The 20,149-nt window shown below is 70.4% G+C and carries 15 protein-coding genes, 4 tRNA genes, 1 other RNA gene and 2 pseudogenes; 9 read left to right on the top strand and 13 right to left on the bottom strand.

Translation table 11 applies throughout. The annotated features are described in order from the left end of the window. Positions 1-24: 24 nt before the first annotated feature. The 3 genes from purF to OG819_RS14515 all read right to left on the bottom strand — a co-directional run bounded on the left by purF (position 25) and on the right by OG819_RS14515 (position 3,335). Entirely contained in the window at positions 25-1,551 is a 1,527-nt protein-coding gene (gene purF / locus OG819_RS14525; protein WP_101404199.1) for an amidophosphoribosyltransferase, read from the bottom strand. A 61-nt stretch (positions 1,552-1,612) separates the two neighbouring features. After that, entirely contained in the window at positions 1,613-2,404 is a 792-nt protein-coding gene (locus OG819_RS14520) for an META domain-containing protein (protein ID WP_266626149.1), read from the bottom strand. A gap of 133 nt (positions 2,405-2,537) precedes the next feature. Further along, positions 2,538-3,335 carry a maleylpyruvate isomerase family mycothiol-dependent enzyme gene (locus OG819_RS14515; protein WP_266649733.1) on the bottom strand — a complete coding sequence of 266 codons (798 nt, stop codon included), beginning with the start codon at positions 3,333-3,335 and terminating at the stop codon, positions 2,538-2,540. 173 nt (positions 3,336-3,508) lie between these two features. Here OG819_RS14515 and OG819_RS14510 point away from each other — a divergent pair, with 173 nt between their 5' ends. Next, positions 3,509-4,093: a Uma2 family endonuclease gene (locus OG819_RS14510; RefSeq protein ID WP_266626153.1), complete on the top strand. Its 585-nt coding sequence runs from the start codon at positions 3,509-3,511 to the stop codon at positions 4,091-4,093. Between the two features lie 68 nt (positions 4,094-4,161). On the opposite strand, the gene purL is transcribed toward OG819_RS14510, so the two are convergent. Genes purL through purS form a run of 3 tightly spaced genes read right to left on the bottom strand, consistent with a single transcriptional unit; the run spans position 4,162 to position 7,357 of the window. Continuing rightward, positions 4,162-6,420 (bottom strand): phosphoribosylformylglycinamidine synthase subunit PurL, encoded by a 2,259-nt coding sequence (purL, locus tag OG819_RS14505; protein WP_266626155.1) that lies wholly within the window; start codon positions 6,418-6,420, stop codon positions 4,162-4,164. Next, complete coding sequence (gene purQ / locus OG819_RS14500) at positions 6,417-7,097, bottom strand: phosphoribosylformylglycinamidine synthase subunit PurQ (protein ID WP_266626157.1); 681 nt, start codon at positions 7,095-7,097, stop codon at positions 6,417-6,419. Before purQ ends, purL begins: the two co-directional genes overlap by 4 nt. Beyond that, positions 7,094-7,357 carry a phosphoribosylformylglycinamidine synthase subunit PurS gene (gene purS, locus OG819_RS14495; RefSeq protein ID WP_005482678.1) on the bottom strand — a complete coding sequence of 88 codons (264 nt, stop codon included), beginning with the start codon at positions 7,355-7,357 and terminating at the stop codon, positions 7,094-7,096. The genes purQ and purS overlap by 4 nt, the downstream gene beginning before the upstream one ends. Positions 7,358-7,718: 361 nt before the next feature. Here purS and OG819_RS14490 point away from each other — a divergent pair, with 361 nt between their 5' ends. From OG819_RS14490 to OG819_RS14470, 5 genes and pseudogenes are all read left to right on the top strand, one after another. Continuing rightward, positions 7,719-8,036 carry an Lsr2 family protein gene (locus OG819_RS14490; protein ID WP_266583655.1) on the top strand — a complete coding sequence of 106 codons (318 nt, stop codon included), beginning with the start codon at positions 7,719-7,721 and terminating at the stop codon, positions 8,034-8,036. A gap of 204 nt (positions 8,037-8,240) precedes the next feature. After that, positions 8,241-8,312, top strand: a tRNA-Gly gene (locus OG819_RS14485). Positions 8,313-8,391: 79 nt separating this feature from the next. Next, a tRNA-Gly gene (locus tag OG819_RS14480) sits at positions 8,392-8,467 on the top strand. A gap of 130 nt (positions 8,468-8,597) precedes the next feature. Continuing rightward, the gene (locus OG819_RS14475) at positions 8,598-9,608 is read left to right on the top strand and encodes an ABC transporter ATP-binding protein (protein WP_266649731.1); all 1,011 of its coding nucleotides are present in this window, start codon (positions 8,598-8,600) and stop codon (positions 9,606-9,608) included. After that, a pseudogene (locus OG819_RS14470) lies at positions 9,499-10,275 on the top strand (sensor histidine kinase); the annotation flags it as partial. The gene OG819_RS14475 and the pseudogene OG819_RS14470, both read left to right, overlap by 110 nt. A gap of 17 nt (positions 10,276-10,292) precedes the next feature. Here OG819_RS14470 and OG819_RS14465 read toward each other — a convergent pair. Continuing rightward, entirely contained in the window at positions 10,293-10,460 is a 168-nt protein-coding gene (locus tag OG819_RS14465; RefSeq protein WP_266652946.1) for a hypothetical protein, read from the bottom strand. Here OG819_RS14465 and OG819_RS14460 point away from each other — a divergent pair. Together OG819_RS14460 and OG819_RS14455 are read left to right on the top strand one after the other, a co-directional pair. Further along, a pseudogene (locus OG819_RS14460) lies at positions 10,380-10,927 on the top strand (DNA-binding response regulator). The gene OG819_RS14465 and the pseudogene OG819_RS14460 sit on opposite strands and share 81 nt — an antisense overlap. 22 nt (positions 10,928-10,949) lie before the next feature. Further along, positions 10,950-11,022, top strand: a tRNA-Gly gene (locus OG819_RS14455). 61 nt (positions 11,023-11,083) lie between these two features. On the opposite strand, the gene OG819_RS14450 is transcribed toward OG819_RS14455, so the two are convergent. The 6 genes from OG819_RS14450 to ffs all read right to left on the bottom strand — a co-directional run bounded on the left by OG819_RS14450 (position 11,084) and on the right by ffs (position 19,943). Continuing rightward, the gene (locus OG819_RS14450) at positions 11,084-11,983 is read right to left on the bottom strand and encodes a phosphoribosylaminoimidazolesuccinocarboxamide synthase (protein ID WP_266649729.1); all 900 of its coding nucleotides are present in this window, start codon (positions 11,981-11,983) and stop codon (positions 11,084-11,086) included. Positions 11,984-12,092: 109 nt separating this feature from the next. Further along, entirely contained in the window at positions 12,093-13,628 is a 1,536-nt protein-coding gene (locus OG819_RS14445) for a N,N-dimethylformamidase beta subunit family domain-containing protein (RefSeq protein ID WP_266649727.1), read from the bottom strand. A gap of 185 nt (positions 13,629-13,813) precedes the next feature. Continuing rightward, a complete protein-coding gene (locus OG819_RS14440; protein ID WP_266652694.1) occupies positions 13,814-15,673 on the bottom strand; it encodes a hypothetical protein in 1,860 nt (619 codons plus the stop codon). Positions 15,674-16,004: 331 nt separating this feature from the next. Next, a complete protein-coding gene (purD, locus tag OG819_RS14435) occupies positions 16,005-17,282 on the bottom strand; it encodes a phosphoribosylamine--glycine ligase (RefSeq protein ID WP_266626168.1) in 1,278 nt (425 codons plus the stop codon). A gap of 154 nt (positions 17,283-17,436) precedes the next feature. Further along, positions 17,437-19,749, bottom strand: coding sequence for a DNA polymerase III subunit gamma and tau (locus tag OG819_RS14430; RefSeq protein WP_266649725.1), 2,313 nt, complete (start codon positions 19,747-19,749; stop codon positions 17,437-17,439). Between the two features lie 95 nt (positions 19,750-19,844). Beyond that, positions 19,845-19,943: signal recognition particle sRNA small type (ffs, locus tag OG819_RS14425), an RNA gene on the bottom strand. Positions 19,944-20,014: 71 nt separating this feature from the next. On the opposite strand from ffs, the gene OG819_RS14420 reads away from it, so the two are divergent. Then, positions 20,015-20,102, top strand: a tRNA-Ser gene (locus OG819_RS14420). Positions 20,103-20,149: the final 47 nt, after the last annotated feature.

Raw genomic sequence — 20,149 nt, 5'->3', positions numbered from 1 at the left:
TGGTGATACGGGGCTCTGCGGCGCTTACGGGCGACGGATGGCGTCAGCCGCGGCCGTGGCTGCGGGACCCGCGGCCAGCTCGGTCTCCAGGAGCTGCTTGCCGAGCAGCTCGGGGTCCGGAAGCTCCATCGGGTACTCGCCGTCGAAGCAGGCGCGGCACAGGTTCGGCTTGGCGATGGTGGTCGCCTCGATCATGCCGTCGATGGAGATGTACGAGAGGGAGTCGGCGCCCAGCGAGGTGCCGATCTCCTCGATGCTCATGCCGTTGGCGATCAGCTCGGCGCGGGTCGCGAAGTCGATGCCGAAGAAGCAGGGCCACTTCACGGGGGGAGAGGAGATCCGGATGTGGACCTCCGCCGCACCCGCCTCGCGGAGCATGCGCACCAGGGCTCGCTGGGTGTTGCCGCGCACGATCGAGTCGTCGACGACGACCAGGCGCTTGCCCTTGATGACTTCCTTCAAGGGGTTGAGCTTCAGACGGATGCCCAGCTGGCGGATGGTCTGCGAGGGCTGGATGAAGGTCCGGCCGACGTACGCGTTCTTGACCAGGCCGGCGCCGAACGGGATGCCGCTGGCCTCCGCGTAACCGATCGCGGCGGGCGTCCCGGACTCCGGGGTCGCTATCACCAGATCGGCCTCGACAGGGGCTTCCTTGGCGAGCTTGCGGCCCATCTCGACACGCGAGAGGTACACGTTCCGGCCGGCGATGTCCGTGTCAGGGCGGGCCAGGTACACGTACTCGAAGACACAGCCCTTGGGCTTCGCTTCCGCGAATCGGGACGTGCGCAGACCGTTCTCGTCGATGGCGACGAACTCGCCCGGCTCGATCTCACGGACGTAGGCCGCGCCGCAGATGTCGAGGGCGGCGGACTCGGAGGCGACGACCCAGCCGCGCTCCAGGCGGCCGAGGACCAGCGGGCGGATGCCCTGCGGGTCGCGGGCCGCGTACAGGGTGTGCTCGTTCATGAAGACGAGGCTGAAGGCGCCCTTGACCTGCGGGAGGACCTTCGCGGAGGCCTCCTCGACGGTCAGCGGCTTGCCGTCGTCGTCGACCTGGGCCGCGAGGAGCGCGGTGAGCAGGTCGGTGTCGTTGGTGGCGGCCACCCGGGTGGTGCGGCCGTCCTGCTTGGGGAGGTCGGCGACCATCTCGGCGAGCTGCGCCGTGTTGACGAGGTTGCCGTTGTGGCCGAGCGCGATGGAGCCGTGCGCGGTGGCACGGAACGTCGGCTGGGCGTTCTCCCACACGGACGCGCCGGTGGTCGAGTAGCGGGCGTGACCGACCGCGATATGACCCTGGAGCGAACCGAGCGAGGTCTCGTCGAAGACCTGGGACACGAGGCCCATGTCCTTGAAGACGAGGATCTGGGAGCCGTTGCTTACCGCGATTCCCGCGGATTCCTGGCCCCGATGCTGGAGGGCGTAGAGCCCGAAGTAAGTGAGCTTGGCGACCTCTTCACCCGGGGCCCAGACTCCGAAGACGCCGCAAGCGTCCTGGGGGCCTTTCTCGCCGGGGAGCAGATCATGATTGAGTCGACCGTCACCACGTGGCACGCCACCGAGTGTAGGCGAGATCGACCACTGGTCCGAATTGGGGATACGGACCTTTGATGGATCACTCGTCGGCGACGGCTTGTACGGTATTACCGTTTGTGCTGGTCAGCGCGATGGCTCGATGGTTCAGCTCGTATACGACCGTGCTGCCGAAGAGGCCCAGCAGGGTCCTCTCCGTGTCCATGAGTGAGCCGTCGCACATCATCCGGGTGGTCTTGGCGGTGCCGAGGGTGATATGTCCGTCGCGGACGGTGGCCTTGGCGGAGACCTGGTTGCAGCCGAGGCGGCCGGAAAGCGTGCCTTTCGCCTTGTCGAGGGTGAAGTGGGCGTCGGCTCCCTGGGGAAGCGACTGGGCCACGCCACCTTCCTCGAGGGAGGTGACCGTCCACTTCGTGCCGTACAGGGGCGCGTCCGGCTCCTTGGTGAGGCTGACGCGGTCGCCGTCGTCGGTGGTGAGCGTCAGCTTGTCGCCCTTGACCTCGCTGGTGAACGTGTCGTCGGCGTAGACGCGGCTCAGGCTCTCCTCGAAGGTCATGGGGTCCTTCTGGCAGCCCATGTCGGTCGCCTCGATGGTCCCGAAGTCGACGCGGTCACCCTTGAGAGTGACGGTCGAGCCGAAAGTGTTGCAGCCGAGGTTGCCGCTGACGCGACCGTCTTCGCCGATCCGCAGATACGCGCCGTCCGGCGCCTGCCGGGTCCGGCCCTGCGTGGTGAGGGTGTCGACACTCCAGTGGACGCCGGTGACCGGCGACGATCCCGTTCCCACGGAACCGCCGCCCGCCGTCTCGGTGCCGCAGGCCACGGCGAGCGGAAGCAGGGTCAGGACGCTGAGGGTCAGTCGCTGCTTGTCCATGACGGTGTGACGGGAGGGGTGGGGTGGCCGGTTCCCTCCGAGGCGGTGGGGTGAGCTCGGCCGGGGCTCGGCGAGTGGACGGACTCAGGGGGACTCGGTGGACGAACTCACCGGATGGGCTCGGTGGATGGACTCAGCCCATCAGGGGCAGCAGCCCGCCGAGGTCGGCCCGCTCCCCGCTCGCGCTGACCCTCGCCTCGTCCAGCACGGTCTCCCACCGCGTGCGTCCCGTCGCCAGCCGGATCCAGGTCAGCGGGTCGGTCTCCACGACGTTCGGCGGCGTGCCCCGGGTGTGCCGGGGGCCCTCCACGCACTGCACGACGGCGTACGGCGGGATCCGCACCTCCGTCGACGCACCGGGCGCCTTCACTGCGAGCGCGTCGGCGAGCAGCCGGGTGCAGGCGGCGAGGGCCTGGCGGTCGAGGGGGATGTCGAAACCCGGCACGGCGGCGTTCAGGTCGTCGGTGTGGACGACGAGTTCTACGGTGCGGGTGACGACACAGTCGGCTAGCGGCATCGCGCCCGCGCTGGTGGCGAGCAGCCGGGTGCCGGGGTGGGCGTCGAGGTGGGCCGTGAAGTCCCGCTCCACGTCGGCCAGGAAGGCCACTAGGTCGGGGTGCTCCTCGGCCAGTCGGTGGGCTGTGTCCGCGATGGCCCCGGAGTTGGCGGAGGCCGCGAACGGCCAGTCGAGGACCGTGGCGTCCCGCTTCACGGGCTCCGGCTGGTCGAGCAGCCGGGTGACACCTTCGAGCGTCGTGCCGACGTGCGCGACCAGTTCACGCACCGTCCAGTCCCCCAGCCGGGTGGGCAGCGCGAGCCGCTCGGGCGTGAGGACGCGGACGGCCTCCCGTATGTGCCCGAACTGTGCGAGAACCGCGGCGCGCGTCTTGGCGGGATCGTACGTCCGTGTGCGCTTCTTGACCGGGGGCATGGAGGTGAGCCTATGTCTCACGGTGCTCGTTCAGGTCCAGCGCACGGTCCACCAGGACACGAGGCCGGGTCGGAAGACCAGGGGCAATGACCCGTGAGTGTGATCGACGGCCAAAACCGTCCCGCACTGCCGGACCCGGACAACACTGGCCTTCGCCTGGAAGGAAGTGCAACATGACGGTTATGGCCGAGCACACGTCTCAGATGTCGGTGGAGGAGTTCGAAACGATCGCCTCCGCGGCTCCCGAGACCGTCACGTTGGAATTCATCAACGGACGGATCGGGGTCAAGAAGGTGACGGACGGGGACCACAGCACCATGGTGTCCTGGCTGACCCGGCGCTGTATGCAGAGCAGGCCCGACCTGGACCTGTACCAGGCCCAGGGGCTCCGGGTCGATGCGTATCGAGAAGGCAGGGCGAAACCGGACGCGGTGATCGCGCCAGAGGCGCACTTCGCGGGACACGGCGAGTGGGCCGACCCGGACGGGACGCTCATGGTCGTCGAGGTCACCTCGTACGACTCGGACACCGACCGACGGGACCGGCACGAGAAGCCCGCCGCATACGGCCAGTCCGGAATTCCCTTGTACCTCCTGATCGACCGGGACTCCTGCACGGTCACGGTGCACAGCACTCCGGACCGGAAGGTCGGAGGCTACCGCGACATCCACACCGCGAAGTTCGGTGAGAGGGTGCTCATCCCTGACCCGATCGGCATCGAACTCGACACGGAGATCCTCAAGAACTACGTCCGATGAGTCGAGGAAGGCCCCGCCCGGAAACGTGACTCCGGGCGGGGCCTTCCTCGTCGTACGACCGGCGACGGTCAGGCGAGGAGCGCCGGGATGGTCCCCTCGTGTGCCTCGCGCAGCTCAGCCAGGGGGAGTGCGAACTCGCCCTGGACCTCGACCGCGTCTCCGTCCACGACACCGATCCGGGTGACGGGCAGACCGCGCGCACCGCACATGTCGTTGAAGCGGAGCTCCTCCGAGCGCGGGACGGCGACGACCGCGCGGCCCGCCGACTCCGAGAAGAGGAACGTGAACGCGTCGAGACCGTCGGGGACGACCAGCCGCGCGCCCTTGCCGCCGAGCAGCGCGGACTCGACCACGGCCTGGATCAGACCGCCGTCGGACAGGTCGTGCGCGGAGTCGATCATGCCGTCGCGGGAGGCGGAGATGAGGATCTCGCCGAGGAGGCGTTCGCGCTCCAGGTCGACCTTCGGGGGCAGCCCGCCGAGGTGGTCGTGGACGACCTGCGACCAGGCCGAACCGCCGAACTCCTCGTGGGTGTCACCGAGCAGGTAGAGGAGCTGGCCCTCTTCCTGGAAGGCGACCGGCGTGCGGCGGGCGACGTCGTCGATGACGCCCAGCACGGCCACGACCGGGGTCGGGTGGATGGCGACCTCGCCCGTCTGGTTGTAGAGCGAGACGTTGCCGCCGGTCACCGGGGTGCCCAGCTGCTGGCAGGCGTCGGCGAGGCCACGGATGGCCTCGGCGAACTGCCACATGACGGCCGGGTCCTCGGGTGAGCCGAAGTTCAGGCAGTCGGAGACGGCGAGCGGCTTGGCGCCGGTCGTCGCGACATTGCGGTAGGCCTCGGCGAGCGCGAGCTGCGCACCCGTGTACGGGTCGAGCTTGGCGTAGCGGCCGTTGCCATCCGTGGCGATGGCGACGCCGAGCCCGGTCTCCTCGTCGATGCGGATCATGCCCGAGTCCTCGGGTTGCGCCAGCACCGTGTTGCCCTGCACGAAGTGGTCGTACTGGGAGGTGATCCAGGACTTGGAGGCCTGGTTCGGGGAGGACACCAGCTTGAGGACCTGGTCCTTGAGCTCCTCGCTCGTCGCCGGGCGCGGCAGCTTGTTCGCGTCGTCGGCCTGGAGGGCGTCCTGCCACTCGGGGCGGGCGTAGGGGCGCTCGTAGACCGGGCCGTCGTGCGCGACCGTGCGCGGGTCGACGTCGACGATCTTGCCGCCGTGCCAGTAGATCTCCAGCCGGTCACCGTCGGTGACCTCACCGATGACGGTGGCGATGACGTCCCACTTGTCGCAGATCTCCAGGAACCGGTCGACCTTCGCCGGCTCGACGACCGCGCACATGCGTTCCTGCGACTCGCTCATGAGGATTTCCTCGGGAGAGAGCGTCGAGTCCCGCAGGGGTACGTCGTCCAGGGTGACGCGCATACCGCCGGAGCCGTTGGAGGCGAGCTCGGACGTGGCACAGGACAGACCGGCCGCGCCGAGGTCCTGGATGCCGACGACCAGCTTCTCGGCGAAGGCCTCGAGCGTGCACTCGATGAGCAGCTTCTCCTGGAAGGGGTCGCCGACCTGGACCGCGGGGCGCTTGCTCGGCTTGGCGTCGTCGAAGGTCTCACTCGCCAGGATGGAGGCGCCGCCGATGCCGTCGCCGCCCGTGCGGGCCCCGTAGAGGATGACCTTGTTGCCGGCGCCGGACGCCTTCGCGAGGTGGATGTCCTCGTGCTTCATGACGCCGATGGCACCGGCGTTGACGAGGGGGTTGCCCTGGTAGCAGGCGTCGAAGACGACCTCGCCGCCGATGTTGGGCAGGCCCAGGCAGTTGCCGTAGCCGCCGATGCCCGCGACGACACCCGGCAGGACGCGCTTGGTGTCGGGGTGGTCGGCGGCGCCGAAGCGCAGCGGGTCGACGACGGCGACCGGGCGGGCGCCCATCGCGATGATGTCGCGCACGATGCCGCCGACGCCGGTGGCCGCGCCCTGGTAGGGCTCGACGTACGACGGGTGGTTGTGCGACTCGACCTTGAAGGTGACGGCGTAGCCCTGGCCGACGTCGACGACACCGGCGTTCTCGCCGATGCCGACGAGGAGGGCGTCGGACTGCGGGGCCTTCTCGCCGAACTGGCGGAGGTGGACCTTCGAGGACTTGTACGAGCAGTGCTCGGACCACATGACGGAGTACATGGCGAGCTCGGCGCCGGTCGGGCGGCGGCCGAGGATCTCGACGACCCGCTCGTACTCGTCCTTCTTCAGGCCCAGTTCGGCCCAGGGCAGCTCGACATCGGGGGTCGCGGCCGCGTTCTCGACCGTGTCCAGAGGCGTGCGGCTCATACGTTGACCAGCTTCTTGAGGATCGAGGTGAAGAAGGGGAGGCCGTCGGTGCGGCCGGAGCCGACGAGGGGCTCGACGGCGTGCTCCGGGTGCGGCATCAGACCGACGACGTTGCCCGCCTCGTTCGTGATGCCGGCGATGTCGCGTAGCGAGCCGTTCGGGTTGACGTCCACATAACGGAACGCGACCCGGCCCTCCGCCTCCAGCATGTCCAGGGTGCGCTCGTCGGCGACGTACCGCCCGTCCATGTTCTTCAGCGGGATGTGGATCTCCTGGCCGGACTCGTAGTCGGCCGTCCAGGACGTCTCCGCGTTCTCCACCCGCAGCTTCTGGTCGCGGCAGATGAAGTGGAGGTGGTTGTTGCCGAGCATCGCGCCGGGGAGGAGGTGCGCCTCGGTGAGAACCTGGAAGCCGTTGCAGATGCCGAGGACGGGCATTCCGGACTTCGCCTGCTCGATCACGGTCTCCATCACGGGCGAGAAGCGCGAGATGGCACCGGCCCGGAGATAGTCGCCGTACGAGAAACCGCCGGGCAGCACCACGGCGTCGACCTGCTTGAGGTCCTTGTCCTTGTGCCAGAGGGCGACGGGTTCGGCACCGGCGAGCTTGATCGCACGCTGCGTGTCCCGGTCGTCGAGGCTGCCCGGAAAGGTGACGACTCCAATACGAGCGGTCACTTTCCTGCCTCCGCGACTTCCTCGACCTTGACGGTGAAGTCCTCGATCACGGTGTTGGCGAGGAAGGATTCCGCCAGTTCATGGATGCGGGCGAGCGCGGCGTCGTCCACCGGTCCGTCCACTTCCAGTTCGAATCGCTTTCCCTGACGTACGTCGGAGACGCCTTCGAAACCGAGACGCGGCAGTGCACGCTGCACCGCCTGGCCCTGGGGGTCGAGGATCTCCGGCTTGAGCATGACGTCGACTACGACGCGTGCCACTGGCACTCCCGGTGTGTGGTGCTGAGCAGGTCGCTTCAGACTACCCGCACAAAATTTCTACTCGCGTAGATTCGTAGAATCCTACGTGAGCCCGATCACGATCGCGCATCGACGCGGGGGCTGGCGCGGAAAATCCTGGGAAAAATCGCAGAAGACCGGTGGGACCCCATTACCTTCGGACACGCGGAAGGTTTTAGTCGGGCTTCACAATGCAATGCCCGGCACTGTACAAAGGAATTGGCAATAGCCGATACTTTGCCCAATAACAGCCGGACAGTCGGCATCTCCCCGACAACTCCGTGGCGTCCAGGCACGTCATGGGGTGTGATCGCAGAGGTGCCGCACGAAGGGACCGATATTCGTGGCGCAGCGTGTCGTGGTCACTCTCTTTGACGACATCGACGGCTCGGAAGCGGCGGAAACGATCGCCTTCGGACTCGACGGCAAGTCGTACGAGATCGACCTCAATCCAGCCAATGCCAAGAAACTGCGTAAGGCTCTCGCGCCGTTCGTCGAGGCCGGACGCAAGCAGGCGAGGTCCGGGAAGGCCTACACGCACACCGCGTTGACCCCCGACCCCGCCGCGGTCCGCGCCTGGGCCCGTTCCAACAAGCTGGACGTGCCGCCGCGCGGACGCATCCCCAAGAAGGTCTACGAGGCGTTCGCCGAAGCGCACTGAGGGGCGCGCCGCAGGGGTGTGCCGAGGGAGCGCTCCTCAGCGGCGCACTGGATCCGAGGGTCCACCGGACGGCCCGTCGGGGCCTCGCCCCGGCCGGCCATCCACCCCCGCGCACAACCGACTTGCGCTGACCCCCCGCTGATCAGCTAGAGTCTGGAGCACGCCGAGGGGCAAGGCCGAAAAAGCCGGATCCCGAGGAGTCACGCGGGTGTAGTTCAGTAGCAGAACATCCCCCTTCCAGGGGGAAGGCGCAGTGTGCAATTCCTGTCACCCGCTCTGCATCCCTTACCGACCACTCTTGTGGATCAGGTAGGGTGGTGCTCGCACCGACCGGTGAAAGCTGGTCGGAGGCAATGCGGACGTAGCTCAGTTGGTAGAGCGCAACCTTGCCAAGGTTGAGGTCGCGAGTTCGAGCCTCGTCGTCCGCTCCAGGAAGTAAAGACCCCGGTCATCGACCGGGGTCTTTCTCGTGTGCACGCACGACCGTCCACTGACATTTGTCATGCGGAGTGATGACACCGCGCACTGCTGCGGGATCCCGTCCGCGGGGACGCTGATTTCATGAACACGAACGAGCAGGATGACGTGATCGAAATCACTGATCTGCGGCGCGTGTACGGGGGAGACCGGCGAGCCCGCGGAGATTTCGAGGCCGTCCGCGGAATCACCTTCTCCGTGGGCCGCGGTGAGCTCTTCGCGCTGCTGGGGACGAACGGCGCGGGCAAGACCTCCACCGTCGAACTGCTGGAGGGTCTCGCCCCTCCGGCCGGCGGCCGGGTGCGGGTCCTCGGACACGATCCGTACGAGGAGCGCGCGGCCGTCCGGCCCCGGATCGGCGTGATGCTGCAGGAGGGCGGCTTCCCCTCCGAGCTGACGGTCGCCGAGACCGTACGGATGTGGGCGGGCTGCACGAGCGGAGCGCGGCCGACCGTCCAGGCCCTGGAGATGGTCGGGCTTGTCCGGCGGTCCGGGGTACGGGTGACACAGCTGTCCGGAGGCGAGAAGCGCCGCCTGGACCTGGCCCTCGCGCTCCTCGGCCGCCCCGAGGTCCTCTTCCTCGACGAGCCGACGACCGGCCTGGACGCCGAAGGGCGTCGGGACACCTGGGAGTTGGTACGCGAGCTGCGCGACGACGGTACGACCGTGGTGCTGACCACGCACTATCTGCACGAGGCGGAGGAACTGGCCGACCGGCTCGCGATCCTCCACGAAGGGCATATCGCGGCCTCCGGCACCCCCGCCGACGTGACCGCGTCCTCGCCGTCCCGGATCTCCTTCGAACTGCCCGCCGGCTACTTCCTCGGAGACCTGCCCCCGCTCGCCGGACTCGGCGTGACCGATCACGAGACGGCGGGCCGTACCGTCAGGCTGCGCACCAACGAGCTCCAGCGCACCACCACCGCGCTGCTGGTGTGGGCCCAGGAGAAACACATCGAGCTGCGGGGGCTCGATGTGCGGGTCCACCTCCGCCTTCTCCGTCTGGCTGCTCAACGCCGTCTACGAACTCGACGAGGCCCGCGAGACCCGGGCCTGGCTCGCCGTCGCCGAGGAGCGGCTGCGCTTCGGGCGTGATCTGCACGACGTGATGGGCCGCAACCTGGCGGTGGTCGCGCTGAAGAGCGAGCTCGCCGTGCAACTGGCCCGGCGCGGACGGCCGGAGGCCCTGGAGCAGATGGTCGAGGTCCAGCGGATAGCGCGGGAGACCCAGCGGGAGGTCCGCGGGGTCGTACGCGGCTACCGCGAGGCCGATCTGCGCACCGCACTCGCGGGCGCGCAGGGCGTGTTGACGGCCGCCGGTATCGACTGCGAGGTCAGCGGCCCGGTGCCCGGACTGCCCACGGAGATCCAGTCCGCACTCGGCTGGGTCGTGCGGGAGGCGACGACGAACGTGCTGCGGCACGGGGACGCCGGAAGGTGCGCGGTGTCCCTGCGGGTGGCGGAGGGCCGGGTGACCCTCACCGTCGAGAACGACGGAGCGCCCGGTCCTGGTACCGGAACTGGTGCCGGTACCAGGCCTGGTGCCGCTGAGCCGGGACGGGGGTCCGGGCTCGCCGGGCTGCGGGAGCGGCTCGGGGAGGTGGACGGGGTGCTGCGGGCCGGGCCGGCCGGGGGTGACCTGTTCCGCCTGACCGCCGAGGTACCGCTGCCCCCCGACTCGATCCCGGAACAGGCTCCGGCCCCGGAACCGGGTGGGTCGCCCCGACCCGTCCCCCACCCTGTGAGCGAGGTCACTTCATGACGTCCACCCCACCCACCTCATTCGTCCCACCCGTCCCATCCGCACCGCCCGTACGGCTGTTGGTCGCCGACGACGAGCACCTCATCCGGGGTGCGCTCGCCGCGCTGCTGGGGCTGGAGGACGACCTCGTGGTGGTCGCCGAGGCGGCGACCGGGCCCGAGGCACTGGCGATGGCGCTGGCGCACGAGCCCGATGTCGCCGTTCTGGATCTGCAGATGCCGGGGGCGGACGGTGTGAGGGTGGCCACATCGCTACGGGCCGAACTGCCCGGCTGTCAGGTGCTGATCGTGACGAGTCATGGGCGGCCGGGGCATCTGAAGCGAGCGCTTGCGGCAGGTGTGCGCGGGTTCGTCCCGAAGACGGTCAGCGCGCGGCGGCTCGCGGAGGTCATTCGTACGGTGCATGCGGGAAACCGTTATGTGGACCCGGAATTGGCCGCGAACGCGATCTCCGCCGGGGACTCGCCGCTGACCGCGCGTGAGGCCGAGGTGCTCGAGTTCGCCGCAGACGGGGCGCCCGTCGCGGAGATCGCGGAGCGGGCGGCACTGTCCCAGGGGACGGTACGCAACTATCTTTCGTCGGCCGTCCGAAGCTCGGGGCGGAGAACCGTCACGCGGCGGTGCGTCTCGCACGGGAGCGAGGTTGGGTATAGTTGGTCTCGCACCACAGCGCATGCGGACGTAGCTCAGTTGGTAGAGCGCAACCTTGCCAAGGTTGAGGTCGCCAGTTCGAACCTGGTCGTCCGCTCAGAGAAAGAAGCCCCCGGCCCTTCAGGGTCGGGGGCTTCTTTGTGTGCTTCTTCGCGTCCTCAGCTCCAGCTGGTGCCGGTCAGGCGCTCGTACGCCTCGATGTACTTGGCGCTGGTCGCGCCCACGACATGCTGCGGCAGCGGCGGCGGGGGCTGCTCGCTCTTCCGGTCCCAGCCCGACTCTGGAGAGGTCAGCCAGTCGCGCACGAACTGCTTGTCGAAGGAGGGCTGGGCGTGGCCCGGCTCCCATACGTCGGCGGGCCAGAAGCGGGAGGAGTCCGGGGTCAGCACCTCGTCGGCGAGGACGAGCGTCTCGCCCTCGTAGCCGAACTCGAACTTGGTGTCCGCGAGGATGATCCCGCGCTCGCGGGCGATGTCACGGGCGCGGCCGTAGACGGCGAGGGTCGCCTGGCGCAGCTGGGCCGCGGTGTCGGCGCCGACCTGGCGGGCGACCTCCTCGTACGACACGTTCTCGTCGTGCTCGCCGACCGCCGCCTTGGTGGCGGGGGTGAAGATCGGCGCGGGGAGTTCCGAACCGTCGACGAGGCCCTCGGGAAGGGCGAGGCCGCAGACCGTGCGGGACTCGTCGTACTCGACGAGGCCCGAGCCGGTGAGATAGCCACGCGCGACGCACTCGACCGGCACCATCCGCAGGGACTTGCAGATCAGCGTGCGGCCCTCCCAGTCGGTGGGGGCGCCCGGCGGGAGCTCTGTGCTCAGCACATGGTTGGGGACCAGGTCGGCGAGCTTGTCGAACCACCACAGCGAGAGCTGGGTGAGGACCCGGCCCTTGTCGGGGATCTCGGTGGGCAGCACCCAGTCGTAGGCGGAGATGCGGTCACTGGCGATCATCACGAGGTCGCCCTCCTCGTTCTGGTACAGGTCGCGCACCTTGCCGGTGTGCAGATGCACCAGACCCGGGACCTGGAGGGGCTCGGGCTTTTCGACGAATCCGGACACGGTTCCTCCCCGTGGTTCTGTCCAAGTGGCTCGATTCTCCCGTATTCGGGGAGCGACTTTGGCCAGGGGGTGGGCGGGGGCCCGTGGTGGTCGTGCGGGGTGCCCGCTCTCAGTCGCGTTTACAGATGCGGTCGAGGAGGTTCGCGGTGGCTCGCTGGATACGGGTGTCGACGTGGCCGGGACGGTCCAGGGCCGGGGACCATGCGAACGTCCCGGCCGCGAAGACCAGGGCGCTGGAGGGGGCCCGGTAGAGGGAGGTCTCCTGGTGGCGGGTGGCGCCCTCGCTGTCCTGGTACGGGGAGTGGGCGAGGAGGATGCGGCCCTGGTGCTCGGGCAGCGGGGTGCGCGGGAAGTAGCGGTCGGCCTCGCCCGCGACCATGCCGTCGAGTTCCTCGCCCTCGTGTGCGCCGGTCGCCTCCCACAGCCAGTGGTCGGCGTTGCGCACGACCAGGGGGTGGGGTTCCGGGACCCTGCCCGCGTACTGGATCCCGATGAGCTGCTGCTCGGGACGGTCGACTTCGCGCCACAGCGCGGGCCTTCCCGGGCCTCTGCGTTTGCGGCAGGTCAGCAGGCGGTCGGCGACACCGGACGGGGACGGGCCCAACTCCACCTGCCAGTACATGGTGTTGGCGGAGAGGAAGACCAGCGAGGTGCCGCTTTCGCGGGCCAGTTCCACGGTGCGGCGCATGGCCACCGACCAGTACTCGTCGTGGCCCGGGAAGACCAGGCCGCGGTACCGGGTGGGGTCGACGCGGCCGGCGTGCAGGTCGCGGGCGTCGGCGTAGGCGATGTCGTAGCCGTAGCGGTCGGCCCAGCGGATGAAGTCGTAGGCGTGGCCGACGTGGAGGGGGAGGCCCGCGCCGGCATACGGACGGTCGAAGGAGACCGTCGTCGCGGCCTCGGACTCGCCCAGCAGCCGGCCGTTCTCGTCCCAGGCGTGGTAGAGGCTGGCGCCGGTGTGCCCGTCCTCCGGGTAGAGGTTGTACGCCTGCCAGGTGATGTCCGGGAGCAGGAGGAGGAGGTCCGCGGGGTGGTTGTCGCGGACGGTGAACGGGACGTGCGAGCGGTAGCCGTCGACGGTGGTCAGTACGGCCACGTACGCGCCGATGTTCCAGTGGCTCGGGATCTGCAGGCGCCAGGAGAGCCACCAGTGGTGGCAAGAAACGGTTCTGTCGGCGGTGAGAGGTGGCGGCTGGACGATGCCGGACAGGCGGGGGCTGGTGGTGATCTTGCTGGCCCCGTCGCCTCCGTAGTGCCCGATGCGGTAGATGTCGACGCTGAATTCCTGGGGCGGGTCGACGGTGACGTGGAAGTCGATGGCCTCGCCCGGCGCGGCCGCGCCGTTGGAGACGAAGCCCTTGATCTGGCGGTGCACGTCGTCGGCGGAGCGGGGGCCGCCGACGCGGGGGTGGGGGATGGGGGCCTTGCGGGAGCCCTGGAGGGTGGCGGAGCCACGGGAGCCCCCGGCGTGGCCGGCCTGACCGGCGTGATCAATGTGGTCGATGTACCAGGGGACGACGTGGCCGGTGTCGTCGAAGTACTGCTCGTCGCCCCTGAGCCAGGGAACGGGGCCCTGGCCGAAGGGGTCCGTCACGGCGTGCGCGAGTGCCCCCGACTCCCAGCGGCGGATCTGCTCCGACCCCATGCCTGCTCCCCTCCCTCGTGCCCCCGTCGGTGCTGTAAGCCTCTGCCCTGTGCGCGATCGGTCCCAGCACATCACATTACGCACGCACTTCGTCACCGTTCGTCGCGAATTGACGTGACCGGAACACTTCCCTCCGGATGGGAGGGCGGATACAGGTGCCCGGAGAAGGGACGGTGGTGGTGGCGTCAGACCAGGCGGACCGGTTTCTCGGGACGGACGCCCAGGTGCCGGAGCCAGTCCCGCAGAGGCGCCGGGTCACCGTCCTCGACGAGCGTCAGGACCCGCGGCCCCAGATCGGCGGCCCGCGCCCCGCCTACGAGAAGGGCGGGCCCGTCGAGCCAGTCGAGCCCCGGCATCGCCCCCGCGGTGTCCATCGCCGCACAACAGACCATCGCGGTGACATGGTCGGCCAACAGCTCACGCCCACTGCGCGGCGGCTGAAGCGGGAAGAGCGGCAGCATCCCGTCGTCCCAGAACGACCAGTCGGGCCCTGGCTGCTCCGTTCCCCCGCCCGGCCCGGACACGATGGCCGGCGCCGCCGCCTCCTCACGGGCCAGCTCCGCGCTGAGTCCCGCGGCGAGCGCCGCGGTCCGCTCACTCCCGAGCACGAGTTCGCCATCCTCCCCGACCTCCTCCTCGACCTCGGCCTCCGCGTCGCCCGGGACCACGCCCGCGCCGCTCTCCTCGTACGCCCCGCGCCGATCGACGGAGACGTCGGCGTCGGTCTCGGCGTCGGTCTCGGCGTCGTCCGTGGCGGGCGCGGTCAGATGGTCGAGCACGCGTGCCAGCGTCGGGCCGCCCTGGTCGGGCTGGGTCGGATCCGTGGGGTGGCGGACGCCCAGCGCGTCCAGCACCCGGTGCAGACGGGCCGCTTCGGTGCGCCAGGTGCGGTCGACCACCTCGTCCGGATACTCCTGCCAGTCCACCGGCGCCCAGTCGGGCCCGGGCTCCGCGGGCCCGCCGTGGAACAGGCGCGCGGCGAGCAGTGAGGCCGCCTCGTCCACCGAGCCGGGCTCCTCGAGGAGGTCGCAGGCGGGACGCTCGCCGAGGCGGGAGGCGAAGCCCTCGGCCAGCCGGTCACGGCGCGACAGCTCGGTGAGGGCCGCGACGACACCCGCGTCCAGCCGGGACGGCCAGCGGCCCATCCGCCAGGCGGGCAGCGCGACCCGCGTCAGCAGCCGGTCCCAGCCCGCGTACGCCAGGCCGACCTGTTCCTGAGCGACGATCCGCAGACCGTAGTCCACAGCCTGTGCACGCTCGGCCGCCGCGGCGGCCACGCCCCGTTCCATCTCGGCCGCATGGCCTCGGCAGCTGCGCAGCAGCAGGCGGGTCACCCAGCCGACACCGGCGAGGAGCGTGCGGACCAGAGGGCCGCGGGTGGGCTCGGAGGTCACGGCCACGGCCGCGTCCAGACCCCGTACGAAACGGCGTGCCGCGGCTATGTCGGGGTGCGCCGAAGGGCCCGTACCGGCGACGACCGGGGCGAGGACCGCGCGCAGTTCCCCGACCCGCATCCACCACAGAAAGGGCGAGCCGATGACAAGGACGGGAGCCGCGGGGGCTCGGCGGGGGCGCCCGGCCCCGCCTCGTCCCCCTCGTACGCCCGCTATTTCGTCGCGGTGCTCGGCCGGTGGCGGGCCGTGCGCCGGGTGGGTGCGGTCCTCCAGCCAGCTGTCGCAGTCCGGGGTCAGTGCTATCGCCGAGGGCGGTGGGACGTCGAGGCGGTCGGCCAGGTCCCGGACCAGGCGGTAGAGGTCCGGCGCGGACGCCTCCGCGATCGGGACCGTGGGGCTCACGGCGGGCCGCGCGCGGGCGACGACGAGCGCGATGCCCGCGGCGGCGAGCAGCACGAGGACGGCGAGGACCGTCACGATCGAGCGAGTGACGGGCCAGCCTCCGCCGGTGATGTGCCCGGTCGAGCCGCCGACGAGCAGCACGACGGCGACGGCCGCGGGCAGCAGGGCGACGGCCAGCGCCCTGCTGCGGATACGCAGCACGGCGAGCGCCCGGGAGCGCGCGGCCTGCGCGCCCACCTCCACACCCATACCGGTCACGACCGGATGTCACCCCCTGCTGTCGGCCCGGCCCGGGCTGTCTCGCAGCCCGCGCCGAAGGATGCCCTGGTGTTGCTCACTCCCCCACTGTGGCACCCACCACCGACATCGCAATGCCGGTGGGCCAAGTGCCGGAACGCTTTCGCCGCACCCTAGTTGGGGCCTCGGCCCCCGTCAGCCGGATGGGGCATCGCTCACTCGATGGAATGGCTTTGGGGAAAGGTGGATGACCGTGGGCAACGATCAGGCCCCGGATTCCGTACAGAATCCGGGGCCCATAGGTGTGTGCGGGGGTGAGGGGGCTATGCCTCCGTCAGGGGATCTACGCCTCGGTCGTGGCCTCGGTCGCGGCGTCCGTCGCCGCCTTCGCCGCGATGTCCGTACGGTGCTGCGAACCATCGAGACGGATGCGGGAGACCGCCGTGTACGCGCGGGCGCGGGCCTCGGTGAGGTCGGTGCCGGTCGCCGTGACGGAGAGCACCCGGCCACCCGCGCTGATGACCTCGTCGCCGTCGTGCTTCGTCCCGGCGTGCAGGACGTACGCGTGCGGGGCGTCCAGCGCCGCCACCTCGTCGAGCCCGGTGATCGGATCGCCGGTGCGCGGGGTGTCCGGGTAGTTGTACGAGGCCACGACCACGGTGACCGCCGCGTCGTCACTCCAGCGCAGCGGCGGCAGATCGGCGAGGGTGCCCTCGGCGGCGGCGAGCAGGACGCCCGCGAGCGGGGTCTTCAGCCGGGCCAGGACCACCTGGGTCTCCGGGTCGCCGAACCGGGCGTTGAACTCGATCACCCGTACACCGCGGCTCGTGATCGCCAGACCCGCGTAGAGAAGCCCGGAGAACGGGGTGCCGCGGCGGCGCAGCTCGTCGACGGTCGGCTGGAGGACGGTCTCCATGACCTCCTCGACCAGCTTCGGGTCCGCCCACGGGAGGGGCGAGTACGCGCCCATCCCGCCGGTGTTCGGGCCCTCGTCGCCGTCCAGCGCGCGCTTGAAGTCCTGGGCGGGCTGGAGCGGGACGACGGTCTCGCCGTCGGTGATCGCGAAGAGGGAGACCTCGGGGCCGTCGAGGAACTCCTCGATGACGACGCGATCGCAGGCGTTGGCGTGCGCGCGGGCCTTCTCGAGGTCGTCGGTCACGACGACGCCCTTGCCGGCCGCGAGTCCGTCGTCCTTCACGACGTACGGGGCGCCGAAGGCGTCGAGCGCCTCGTCGACCTCCTCGGGCGTCGTGCAGACGTACGAACGCGCCGTGGGGACCCCCGCTCCCGCCATCACGTCCTTGGCGAAGGCCTTGGAGCCTTCCAGCTGCGCGGCCTCCCCGGAGGGACCGAAGCAGGGAATGCCCGCCGCGCGCACGGCGTCGGCGACCCCGGCGACAAGCGGCGCCTCCGGGCCCACGATCACCAGCTCGGCACCGAGCTCCGTGGCCAGCGCGGCCACGGCCGCGCCGTCGAGGGCGTCGACCGGGTGCAACCGGGCCGTCTCCGCGATGCCTGCGTTCCCGGGGGCGCAGTGCAGGGCGGTGACGTCGGGGTCGAGGGACAGGGAACGGCACAGGGCGTGTTCGCGGGCGCCACTACCGATGACGAGGACCTTCACGGGGTCAGCCTATCCGCCGGAGCCGGGTGCCTTTGTGGGGGCTTCCGAAGCGGGGGGTGCGAGGGGTTGGTGCGATCCTCCGAGAGGGGCCGGGTGTATCCGAGGGCGGCGGGGTGCGATGGGGCGCCGCCCGTCCCTTCCCGCACTCCCTTGTTCACTCGTTGGAGAACTCCTCCACCACCGTCGCCCCCAGTTCACGGACGATCAGGTCGTGGCCCGAGAGGGCGGACTCGTCGAGGTCGGGGTCGTCGTCCTCGGGGATGTCGTCCTCGGGGGCCACCGGAGGCGGCTCGTAGGCGGCGGGGGGTGGCGGGCCGGGCGTCGAGGCGGACGCGGACGAAGCCTGGCCCGCGGGCGGGCCCTGCTGCGCGGCGGGGCGCGGAGCCGGGGCCGGAGGCTGCTGGGGAGCGGGACGCGGGGCGGCCGGGGCTCCCCCGTAACCGCCACCACCACCGCTGCCGTAACCACCGCTGCCGCCGCCACCGAACCCGGGACCGGAGGCCGACATCGGTGGCGGTGCCGAGCCACCGGAGGTGTCGACGATCGCCTCGATCTTCCACTGCACGTTGAACTGTTCGGCCAGCGCCTGCTTCAGGACTTCCTCGCTGCCGCTGCTCGCGAAGTTGTCGCGGGCGCCGGCGTTGACGAAGCCGATCTGCAGGGTCGTGCCGTCGTAGCCGGTGACCTGCGCGTTCTGGCTGAGCAGGATCCAGGTGAAGCGGCGGCGGTTCTTCACCGCCTCCAGGATGTTCGGCCAGATCATGCGGGGGTCGACGCCGCCGGCGGCGGTTGCCGGCGCGGCGGCGGATGTGGCCGCGGGACCGGGGCCGGGAGCCGGTGTCGCCGGCGGAGCCGCGGGTGCGCCGGACGCGGCGGGGGCCTGTCCCCCGCCCGCGGGTGTCGCGGTCGGCCAGCCACCCGGACGCCGACCGCTGCCCGCGGCCGTCGCGGTGGGCCAGGCACCTGGCGCGGCTCCCGGCGGGGAAACGGGCGGGGCCGAAGCGGCGGCCGGAGGAGCAGCGGGCGCGGCCGCGGCAGGCGCGGGAGCCGGTGCCGGGGCAGGGGCCGCACCCGGCGCCGCAGCATCCCCACCGGCACCACCGGTCCCGTACGCCCCGCCGCCGGCCCCGTATCCCTCGTTTGCCGTTGCCTGCCCTCCGGGCCCCGTCGACCGCACGGCGGCCCGGGCCGCGGCGACACCGCCGCCCGGCAAAACCGTCGCGGCGCCCGCGGCCGGCGCCCCTCCATGCACCTCGGGACCGGGTACGTACCCCATGGCGGGGGCGCCCGCGCCACCGCCGGAGAAGTTCACCCCGCGCTCGATCCGGTCCAGGCGGGCCATGACGGATCGCTCGTCCCCGTATGCCGCGGGCAGGAGCACGCGCGCGCAGATGAGCTCGAGCTGGAGTCGCGGCGAGGTGGCGCCGCGCATCTCCGTCAGCCCCTCGTTGACGAGGTCGGCGGCGCGGCTCAGCTCCGCGGCGCCGAAGACCCCGGCCTGGGCCTGCATGCGCTCCACGACGTCGGACGGGGCGTCGATGAGCCCTTTCTCGGCGGCGTCGGGAACGGCGGCCAGGATCACCAGATCGCGCAGCCGCTCCAGCAGGTCCGCGACGAATCTCCGGGGGTCGTTGCCCCCCTCGATGACCTGGTCCACGACCTCGAAGGCCGCGGCGCCGTCACCCGCGGCGAACGCCTCGACCACGGAATCGAGCAACGAACCGTCCGTGTAGCCCAGCAGCGAGGTGGCCATGGCGTACGTCACACCGTCGGTACTCGCCCCCGCGAGGAGCTGATCCATGACGGACATGGAGTCACGCACGGAGCCGGCGCCGGCCCTCACTACCAGCGGCAGCACACCGTCCTCGACGGGAATGCCCTCCTGCCCGCAGACCTCGCCGAGGTACTCCCGCAGCGTCCCGGGCGGCACCAGCCGGAAGGGATAGTGGTGGGTCCGCGACCGGATCGTCCCGATGACCTTCTCGGGTTCGGTCGTGGCGAAGATGAACTTGAGATGCTCCGGCGGCTCCTCGACGACCTTCAGCAGGGCGTTGAAGCCCGCCGAGGTGACCATGTGGGCCTCGTCGATGATGTAGATCTTGTACCGACTGCTCGCAGGTCCGAAGAAGGCCTTTTCCCGCAGGTCACGAGCGTCGTCGACGCCACCGTGCGAGGCGGCGTCGATCTCGATGACGTCGATCGACCCCCGTCCGTTGCGCGCGAGGTCCATGCAGGACTGACACTCCCCGCAGGGAGTCGGCGTGGGCCCCTGCTCGCAGTTCAGACACCGGGCCAGAATCCGCGCACTGGTCGTCTTCCCGCACCCGCGCGGACCGCTGAACAGGTACGCGTGATTGACCCGGTTGTTCCGCAGCGCCTGCTGCAACGGGCTGGTGACATGTTCCTGCCCGATGACCTCGGCGAACGACTCCGGGCGATAGCGGCGGTACAGCGCGAGAGACGACACACATACGAGGTTATAGGCGCCCACTGACAACAAGGACCGTTCGCCGAGCACCAGGGCACCCTGGCCCCCGGACCCCCGCCGCATCCCGCCCCGCAAACGCAAGCGCCCCCCACGCACCCGCCAGAGCCAACCTACCCTTGCTGCCTTCCGGCCCTGGGGGAGTTCAGTCAGATAGCGCCACGTGAGGGGCTCCGCACAGAGTACCCGATCCGGGAGGGGGGAACGAGTTCGCGAGCACTCCTCAACGTCTTGTATTGTTTGCCGCGGAGGATTCGCCTAGAGGCCTAGGGCGCACGCTTGGAAAGCGTGTTGGGGGCAACCCCTCACGAGTTCGAATCTCGTATCCTCCGCCAGTGCCTCACCGGGCACGATGTCGAAGGGCCCCACCGTTCGCGGTGGG

The organism is Streptomyces sp. NBC_01549, from assembly GCF_026339955.1.
Taxonomy (GTDB): domain Bacteria; phylum Actinomycetota; class Actinomycetes; order Streptomycetales; family Streptomycetaceae; genus Streptomyces.
The sequence above is the reverse complement of the archived record's forward strand: the minus strand, read 5'-3'. Positions and strand labels throughout refer to the sequence as shown.

Excerpts from the sequence above, each read along its gene's own strand:
- OG819_RS14440 (WP_266652694.1), bottom strand. The coding sequence starts at position 15,673 with ATGGGTGTGGAGGTGGGCGCGCAGGCCGCGCGCTCCCGGGCGCTCGCC.
- OG819_RS14515 (WP_266649733.1), bottom strand. The coding sequence starts at position 3,335 with ATGCCCCCGGTCAAGAAGCGCACACGGACGTACGATCCCGCCAAGACG.
- OG819_RS14510 (WP_266626153.1), top strand. The coding sequence starts at position 3,509 with ATGACGGTTATGGCCGAGCACACGTCTCAGATGTCGGTGGAGGAGTTC.
- OG819_RS14520 (WP_266626149.1), bottom strand. The coding sequence starts at position 2,404 with ATGGACAAGCAGCGACTGACCCTCAGCGTCCTGACCCTGCTTCCGCTC.
- OG819_RS14475 (WP_266649731.1), top strand. The coding sequence starts at position 8,598 with ATGAACACGAACGAGCAGGATGACGTGATCGAAATCACTGATCTGCGG.
- OG819_RS14445 (WP_266649727.1), bottom strand. The coding sequence starts at position 13,628 with ATGGGGTCGGAGCAGATCCGCCGCTGGGAGTCGGGGGCACTCGCGCAC.
- purL (WP_266626155.1), bottom strand. The coding sequence starts at position 6,420 with ATGAGCCGCACGCCTCTGGACACGGTCGAGAACGCGGCCGCGACCCCC.